The organism is Candidatus Synechococcus spongiarum (genome assembly GCF_900047545.1).
In the GTDB taxonomy this organism is placed as follows: Bacteria; Cyanobacteriota; Cyanobacteriia; order PCC-6307; family Cyanobiaceae; genus Synechococcus_B; species Synechococcus_B spongiarum_C.
In genome coordinates, this window is the sequence record NZ_FITM01000122.1 from 1 (window position 1) to 7350 (window position 7350).

Sequence of the window (7350 nt, forward strand, 5' to 3'; positions counted from 1 at the left end):
TGCCCCTATCCGATCCCGCCAGCTCCCCCAGGTGTGCCCGCTGTGTCTCAAGGACGGCGAGGCCTTGGGGTGCCACCTCCGTGAGTTGACCCTGCAGGTTTTTCACCTGGTCCTCCAGGCGTCTTTTGGCAAGGAAGGCCGCCTCTGCACTGGCCAGATCCACAACTTCCAGGCGGCAAAGCATTTCGCCCAACTTGCTCTTCACCGCGGCCAACTTCTTGTCGCGCGCCTCAGCCAAGTCCGGCTTGCCAGGCGTCACGTCCAGGGTGCCGAAACCATGGAGATGGAATGTGCTGGTCCGGGTGACATGGACCGGTTGGCCTGCATCAATCAATGACCCATCCCGTAAAACGCTTTGCCCGCCCTCCAGAGAAAACACAAGCGTGGCTGCTGCTGCCTCCAGTGCAGACTCCAAACGAATTTGTTCCTCGTGCAGATTCTGAAGCTGGTGGAAATAGTCTTCATCCACCGGATTGCTGGTGACCTCCTGCTGCTTGCGCTCGATCTTTTTGCTCAACGATTTGGCCTGCTGGAACTGCCGGTCGAGTTTTTGCAACTCGTCCGCGAGCCTTGCCCGTTCGAGTGCCTGGCGCGCCCCATCCCAGGCCTCATTGGCCCGACCTTGCAATTCCTTGCAGGCGATTAGCTGTTCCTCCGCTTTAGTAAGCCTGTGCTCGGCGTCGCCATAGTCGGGCTCCAAGTCCTTGAGGGTGCCCTCAGCTTTCCTAGCTTGCTGATCAAATGCTTCCACCTCGTTAGCCAAATCCTTTCGTCTCTCTCTGGTTACCTCCGCCAGTTCCTTGGCGCTTTTGGCCTGATCCATCTGTGCCTTTGCCGTTTTGAGACGGCCCTCGACTGCTTCCAGCTGACCAATCGCAGCGTTGCTGTCGTCGAACTCCTCCTTTGCCTTGGCAAGAACATCGTCCCGCCTGTCGCGGGCAAGTTTTTCCTTCAGCTCCCCGAGCCGATTCACCTTGTCGCCATAGGTCTGGAGTTCGTCGCGCAGGTTCCCCAACGCTTCCTTAAGTTCCTCCACCCGCTGACGACCACTTATTAATCCGTCCCGCTTCTCGAGGCCCGTTGGGGTGAAATACCGCTTCCAGTGCTCTTCCACCTGCTTGAGCAGTTGGCGGTCCCGTTCCCCACCCAGCACCTGCCCCACTTCTCCTTCGATGGCTTCTCTGAGAACCGCCTGACTGTCCTGGTTCATGTTGAGGGGCTCGAAGGTGCAGCCCTGCTCCACCCAAAGCAGCGCGGCCAGACCCCTGTGCTTTTCTTTAGCCGCGCCGCTCCCCGGCCGGGAGAAGCGGAGCAGGTCCTGCAACTCGAGCACAGCGGCGGCAATTTGTCTCGTCTTGGGAGTCACAACCAGCACGTTGCCGGGGTCGGACGAGGAAAATCTGTCGGTTTCCGGTGTGCCGGCATACCAGGTGCGGTCGTTGATTTTCAGGGTCCCGTGCAGGTGTCCAAGCGCCAGGTAGTCCAGACGGGCATCATCAGCCCGTTTGGCGCTGACAGGGTTGTCGATTGGCTCAGAAGGGTTGCGAGATTTGTGAGAATATCCGGGTACCGATCCGTGGGCCAGTCCAATGCGAATGGCGCCCTCCGGTGTTTCCCCATGGTCGAACCATGCCGTGAGGTCGCCAATCTCGTGCTTGCACTGCAGCACTGCCGGCAACACGACGGCGCGGCCACCAGCCAGTGGCAACGGTTGTTCCGGTTGAAGGGCCAGATGTACGTTGGCGGGCGGCTTCCGTTCCTGGAGACGGGTCCAGACCGAATGAGCCAACGCCGGATCGTGGTTGCCCGGAATGAACACCCAGTCCCCTGAAAACTCCTTCAACCCATCCAACATGCGCATTAGGGTGCGACGGGCAACGGCATTGGCGTCGAAGGCATCACCGGCCACCAGTACCGCATCCACCCACGCCCCGCTCCGTCGCCAACCTGCCAACAGCCTTGACCGTCTCCATGCGCCGGTCCCGCAGTGCCCCGCCGGCATCACCCGGAATGTTGGCAAATCCCTTGCCCAGTTGCCAGTCCGCCGTATGCACGAATCGGAAAACCATCGGACATGCTGCTTCTACAGAAAGGTATTGTACAGGTCTGTCATGCTGCTTCTACAGAAAGGTATTGTACAGGTCTGTGGATGGTCCTTGGGCATCCCCATGGGGCGGTGGTTGCAGAGCCGTGGTTAGAGCCTCCAACACCGCTGCCGCCACCGCCTCGGAGGTCATGGTCCCGGTCTGCATGATGCGCACGTCGGCTTGAGCGTAGAGGGCCTCCCGCGCCGCCAGGAGTTGTTGGAGACGCTGAACCGGGTCAGGGCACTGCAGCAACGGGCGGGGGGTGGGATCCTGCCGTAGCCGCTCCAGCAGCAGTTCCACGGTGGCAGCCAGCCAGATGACCATCCCCTGCCGCATAATCCCCCAGTTGGCTGGGCGGATGACAGCACCACCACCGGTGGAGACCACACAGGAGTGCCACTGACCCATCTGCCGCAGCACCGTGGTTTCCACCACCCGAAATCCCTCCTCCCCCTCCTCGGCAAATAGGGTGGGGATGGTGCGCCCTGTGCTGGTCTCCAGCACCTGGTCGGCATCCAGCCAACGATAAGCCAGCTTCCGGGCCAGGATCCGCCCCACGCTGGACTTGCCGGATCCCATCATCCCCACCAGGTAGAGGTTGGCCCCGGCAAGTCGCTGGCGGAGGGGACGGTGTTGGGGGACGCAGTGCATGGGTTGCATTGATTAAGATCAATCCAGCTTCACGAATGGCGATGACGGCCATGGTCGCGGCCAGCGTTGCCGCAGCAGCCATCGCCAGGAACGGCACCAGCAACGGCACCAACCCAACGGCTCCCCATGGCGAGGGTCGATTTTGCCTGATCACGCGGCGGGCCACGTTCTGCGCCAGTCACCGCTACTGGCTGCCCGAGTTGAGCGCTGCGGACAACGAAGCCCGTTTTGGTTGCTGTAGCCGTGCCCCTGGCCATGGCCATAACTACGAATTGGTGGTCACCATGGCCGGCCCCCTGGACGCCAACGGCATGGTGCTGAACCTGTCGGAGGTGAAACACCACATCCGTCGCCAAGTGACGGATTCCCTGGACTTCAGCTTTCTGAATAGCACATGGCCGGAGTTAGCCAGCAAATTGCCCTGCACCGAGTGGCTGTGTCACTGCATCTGGCAGCGCCTCAAGCCCCATCTCCCCGTGGTGGGCATTCGCCTGTATGAACACCCTCGCCTCTGGGCGGATTATTTCGGTCAAACCATGGATGCTTTCCTCACCGTCTCCACCCACTTCGCGGCAGCCCACCGCCTGGCGCGACCCGAGTTGAGCTACGAAGAGAACGTGGCCACCTACGGCAAATGCGCCCGCCCCCACGGCCATGGGCACAACTACCACCTGGAGGTGACCGTGCAGGGGCAAATGGACGAGCGCACCGGCATGCTCTGCGACCTGGCGGTACTGCAGCAGGTGGTGCAGGATGTGGTGACCGAGCCCTTTGACCACACCTTCCTCAACAAGGACGTTCCCCACTTCGCCACCACGGTTCCCACGGCGGAAAATATTGCTCTGTACATCTGTGACCTGCTCCGGCAGCCCGTCAGCCGCTGTGGGGCACAGTTGCATAAGGTGCGGCTTCAGGAAAGCCCCAACAACGCCGCGGAGGTCTACGCCGAGTCCCCAGTAGCACACCATCTCGCTGCCCAGACCCTCCAAGCCCTGGCCAGTTGTTGAGTTGACCCTGCTCACCATGGGGAACATCCATGGATCCCCAGCTTCGCCTAGTACTGGCGGTAAGCCCGGATGGACGTTTGGCGCCGCCCCAGGGGGGGCCGGCCAAGCTGGGGGGTGCGGCGGATCGTCGGGTGCTGGAGGAGTGCCTGGCCTGGGCCGATGCCTGCCTGGTGGGGGCCGGCACCCTGCGGGTCCATGGCACCACCTGTCTGATTCATGGGGAAGACTTGCTCCAGCAGCGCCGTCGCCAGCAACGATCCGGTCAACCCCCCCTGCTGGTGGTCTCACGGCAAGGCCGATTGGACGGCGCCTTGCCTGTCTTTCGTCAACCGCTAGAGTGCTGGTGGTTGGCGCCAGGGGAAACCCGAGTGGACCAGGCGCCGCCCTGGTTCCGGGGCGTCATTCCCCTGCCCCACTGGCAGGTGTTGCCCCAAACCATGGCCCAAAAGGGCTGGCGGCGGCTGGTGGTGCTGGGTGGCGCCCAACTGGCTACCACCCTGGTGGCCCATGACCTCCTCTATGAACTCCATCTCACCCTCTGTCCCCAGCTTCTGGGGGGCGGCCGTCTTTGGCTGCAAGAGGGGGTGGTCATCCCCCCAACCCTGTGGCGCCCCGTGGAAAGCCGTCCTCTGGGAAGTGGGGAATGGCTCTGCCGCTGGCGTCGCCAGTCAAAATATGGTCTTTCCCCTGATCCTCCTCCGTCATGAGTTCAGACCAGCTCCCGTCCATGGTCAAATGCACAACCCGTCATGTGCGGATATTTGCAGCATGCGTTGATAACGGGGTGCTGGTGCCCGTCAACGACAAACTCACCCTGGACGTGGATCCGGACAACGAATTTCTCTGGAACGATGGTGCGCTGCAACAGGTGCAGCAGTGCTTTCGGGAGCAGGTGGAGGCCTATGGGGGGCGGCCCCTCAACGACTACAACCTGCGGCGCATCGGCACCACCTTGGAAAACCTGATCCGCCAGTTGTTGCACAGTGGGGTCATTGCCTACAACCCCGACGGCCGTGTCATGAACTACAGCATGGGACTGCCCCAGCAGGACACACCCCAGCCCCGTTGAACCTCCCATGGCCCCCCGTCGCCCCACCTATCGCTCCTCGGAACGGTCCCCGCGCCGCCCTGCTCCTGATCGTCGCGATCCTCCTCCCCGCGCTTTAGGACCCGGCAAACCGGGACAAGATGGATCCTCCCGCCGCTTCGGCAACCTTTGGCTGCTGGCTGGGGTGTTGGTGGTGGGTATTGGCATTGGCAGTTTCATTACCACCACCCAATCCGCGGGCAGCCGCACCGGCAACATTTCCAGCAGTCAGGATTTGGACCTGGCGGTGCCGGACCCGGAATTCTGCAAGCAGTGGGGTGCCAGCGCCTATGTGATGGACGTGGAGCTGTACCAGACCATGAATCCGGTCACCAGCTTCGTCACCCAACCCAAGCTGCAGCCAGGCTGCGTGATCCGGCGGGAAAACTGGTCCGTGTTGCAGAAGGAAGGGGTGGTGAGCAGTGAAGACATGCGCCGGTGCAAGCAGCGGATGAACACCTTTGCCTATATCGGCTCCATCCGGGACCAGCCCGTGGTGCGTTGTGTCTATCAGACGGACCGCACCGACAATCTTTTCCTAGGCCGCATTGGGGAGGACGGCAGTGGTGTCCTCAACGGCGAAACCGGACGTTTTTAAGCGGCTCGCTCGGGCGGACCTTAAGGGCCTCGCTCGGGCGGGCGACGGGGCTATCGGCACTGGCGAACAGGGGTAACACCTCCCGCTTGAACGCTTCCGCCGCCCGTGAGCAGTAGCGGGAAGGGTGCTCAATCAGCTTGAGTTGGCGACAAACCAGCAGATCCGCAACCCGCCCCCGCACCAAACTCCCCATCGCCAGTTCCCGCTCCACCGTCAACACCGGCAGGAAGGCAACCCCCAGACCCGATTGGACGGCATTCTTGATGGCCTCGATGGAGTTGAGTTCCATATCAATCCTGAGCCGTTGGACCTCCAGGCCACCGTCACTGAGCAATTGATCCACCACCTTGCGGGTCGTGGATTGGGCATCCAGGGCGATAAACCCCAAGCGGTAGAGATCCTCCTTCTGCAATTCCGACTGACGGGCCATGGGATGCTCCAGCGGCAGCACCAACTGCAGCTCGTCGTTGGCGTAGGGCTGGCACAGGAGTTGCTCGGAGATCTCCACGGGGATTTCTCCGCCGATGATGGCCAGGTCAATCTGACCGTTAAGCACGCTCCAGCTTGTGCGGCGGGTGCTGTGGACGTGAAGCTGAACCACCACGTCCGGGTGCTTATGGCGGAACAGCCCCAGCATCCGCGGCATCAGATAGGTGCCTGTGGTCTGGCTGGCTCCCACCCTCAGGTGCCCGCCCCGCAGACTGTTGAGGTCTTCCAGGGCCCGGCAGGCCTCATGGCACTGGCTCAGAATGCGGTCGCAGTAGCTGAGCAGCACCCGTCCCGGCTCGGTGAGTTGGGCGCTACGGCCACAGCGGTCGAACAGGCAGACGTTGAGCTGCTTCTCCAGGTTCTGCACCTGGAGGCTCACAGCGGGCTGGCTCACGTAGAGGCTGTCGGCGGCCCGCTTGAAGCTGCCCTCCCGGGCAATGGCCCGGAGGATGCGCAACTGATCCAGGCTGAATCGCAAGTTGTCCAAGCCTGGCTCCTGCTTTGTCCGAGACGTGGTGGCAACTGTAGGCGAAATCACCCATCCGCAACCGCAATCCCTACCTAATGTGAGCCGGGGATCCACAAACCACCAACTCATGAATCCGGGAACGATGGCGACGGCTGCAGATCTTGCTTGGTTGATACCAGTTCTGCCCCTTGTGGGGGCCGCCGTTGTGGGCCTGGGGCTCATCGGCTTCAGCCGTACGGTGAGCCGATTGCGGCGGCCGGCAGCCCTGTTGCTCATCAGTACGGTGGGGGCCTCCACGGTGCTGAGCCTGGCCACCCTGTGGGAGCAAATCAATGGGGCGCTCCCCCACGAGCAGCTCTTCGACTGGGCCAATGCCGGCACGTTCCACCTGCAGATGGGCTACTGCGTTGATCCCCTCACGGCCGTGATGCTGGTGGTGGTGTGTGGCATCGCTCTGTTGGTGATGGTCTACTCCCACGGCTACATGGCCCACGACCAGGGTTACGTGCGCTTTTTCACCTACCTGGCCCTGTTCAGCAGTTCCATGCTGGGGCTGGTGGTGAGCCCCAACCTGTTGGAGATCTACGTGTTCTGGGAACTGGTGGGCATGTGCTCCTATCTCCTGGTGGGCTTCTGGTACGAGCGCACCGGAGCCGCCCATGCCGCACAGAAGGCCTTCGTCGTCAACCGGGTGGGGGATTTTGGTCTGCTGCTGGGCATCCTGGGTCTGTTCTGGGCTTCGGGGCAGCTTGACTTCCAAGGCGTGGCGACAGGGGTGGAGGCTGCCGTTACCCAGGGCGAGCTGGCCCGCTCCGCGGCGGTGCTGCTCTGCCTGCTGGTGTTCATGGGACCCATGGCCAAGTCCGCCCAGTTTCCTCTCCACGTCTGGTTACCGGACGCCATGGAGGGTCCCACCCCCATCTCCGCCCTGATCCATGCCGCCACCATGGTGGCGGCGGGGG

Annotated in this window: 9 protein-coding genes; 5 read left to right on the top strand and 4 right to left on the bottom strand. The window is 62.4% G+C overall.

Going from position 1 to position 7350, the window contains the following annotated elements; genetic code table 11:
• From FLM9_RS05170 to FLM9_RS05175, 3 genes are all read right to left on the bottom strand, one after another.
• A partial coding sequence (locus FLM9_RS05170; RefSeq protein WP_180365306.1) for a metallophosphoesterase family protein occupies nt 1–1924 on the bottom strand: 1924 nt, incomplete at its 3' end.
• Nucleotides 1899–2069: a hypothetical protein gene (locus FLM9_RS08180; RefSeq protein WP_180365307.1), complete on the bottom strand. Its 171-nt coding sequence runs from the start codon at nt 2067–2069 to the stop codon at nt 1899–1901. The genes FLM9_RS08180 and FLM9_RS05170, both read right to left, overlap by 26 nt.
• Nucleotides 2070–2120: 51 nt before the next feature.
• Complete coding sequence (locus FLM9_RS05175; RefSeq protein WP_074457575.1) at nt 2121–2738, bottom strand: shikimate kinase; 618 nt, start codon at nt 2736–2738, stop codon at nt 2121–2123.
• Between the two features lie 50 nt (nt 2739–2788).
• Here FLM9_RS05175 and FLM9_RS05180 point away from each other — a divergent pair, with 50 nt between their 5' ends.
• Genes FLM9_RS05180 through FLM9_RS05195 form a run of 4 tightly spaced genes read left to right on the top strand, consistent with a single transcriptional unit; the run spans nt 2789 to nt 5430 of the window.
• Nucleotides 2789–3745, top strand: a complete 957-nt coding sequence (locus tag FLM9_RS05180; RefSeq protein WP_081340209.1) for a 6-carboxytetrahydropterin synthase — start codon at nt 2789–2791, stop codon at nt 3743–3745.
• A 29-nt stretch (nt 3746–3774) separates the two neighbouring features.
• Complete coding sequence (locus FLM9_RS05185; RefSeq protein WP_074457571.1) at nt 3775–4452, top strand: RibD family protein; 678 nt, start codon at nt 3775–3777, stop codon at nt 4450–4452.
• Nucleotides 4449–4814, top strand: a complete 366-nt coding sequence (locus FLM9_RS05190; RefSeq protein ID WP_074457572.1) for an NAD(P)H-quinone oxidoreductase subunit M — start codon at nt 4449–4451, stop codon at nt 4812–4814. Before FLM9_RS05185 ends, FLM9_RS05190 begins: the two co-directional genes overlap by 4 nt.
• A gap of 7 nt (nt 4815–4821) precedes the next feature.
• Nucleotides 4822–5430, top strand: a complete 609-nt coding sequence (locus FLM9_RS05195) for a DUF3172 domain-containing protein (protein ID WP_074457573.1) — start codon at nt 4822–4824, stop codon at nt 5428–5430.
• Here the strand turns inward: FLM9_RS05195 and FLM9_RS05200 are convergent.
• The gene (locus FLM9_RS05200; RefSeq protein ID WP_074457574.1) at nt 5405–6406 is read right to left on the bottom strand and encodes a LysR family transcriptional regulator; all 1002 of its coding nucleotides are present in this window, start codon (nt 6404–6406) and stop codon (nt 5405–5407) included. The genes FLM9_RS05195 and FLM9_RS05200 overlap by 26 nt on opposite strands.
• Before the next feature lie 124 nt (nt 6407–6530).
• Here FLM9_RS05200 and FLM9_RS05205 point away from each other — a divergent pair.
• The coding region (locus FLM9_RS05205; protein WP_306806797.1) for a proton-conducting transporter transmembrane domain-containing protein at nt 6531–7350 on the top strand (820 nt) is incomplete at its 3' end.

Coding starts and splice junctions, on each gene's coding strand:
- FLM9_RS08180 (WP_180365307.1), bottom strand. CDS start 2,069: ATGGTTTTCCGATTCGTGCATACGGCGGACTGGCAACTGGGCAAGGGA.
- FLM9_RS05175 (WP_074457575.1), bottom strand. CDS start 2,738: ATGCACTGCGTCCCCCAACACCGTCCCCTCCGCCAGCGACTTGCCGGG.
- FLM9_RS05180 (WP_081340209.1), top strand. CDS start 2,789: ATGGTCGCGGCCAGCGTTGCCGCAGCAGCCATCGCCAGGAACGGCACC.
- FLM9_RS05185 (WP_074457571.1), top strand. CDS start 3,775: ATGGATCCCCAGCTTCGCCTAGTACTGGCGGTAAGCCCGGATGGACGT.
- FLM9_RS05190 (WP_074457572.1), top strand. CDS start 4,449: ATGAGTTCAGACCAGCTCCCGTCCATGGTCAAATGCACAACCCGTCAT.
- FLM9_RS05195 (WP_074457573.1), top strand. CDS start 4,822: ATGGCCCCCCGTCGCCCCACCTATCGCTCCTCGGAACGGTCCCCGCGC.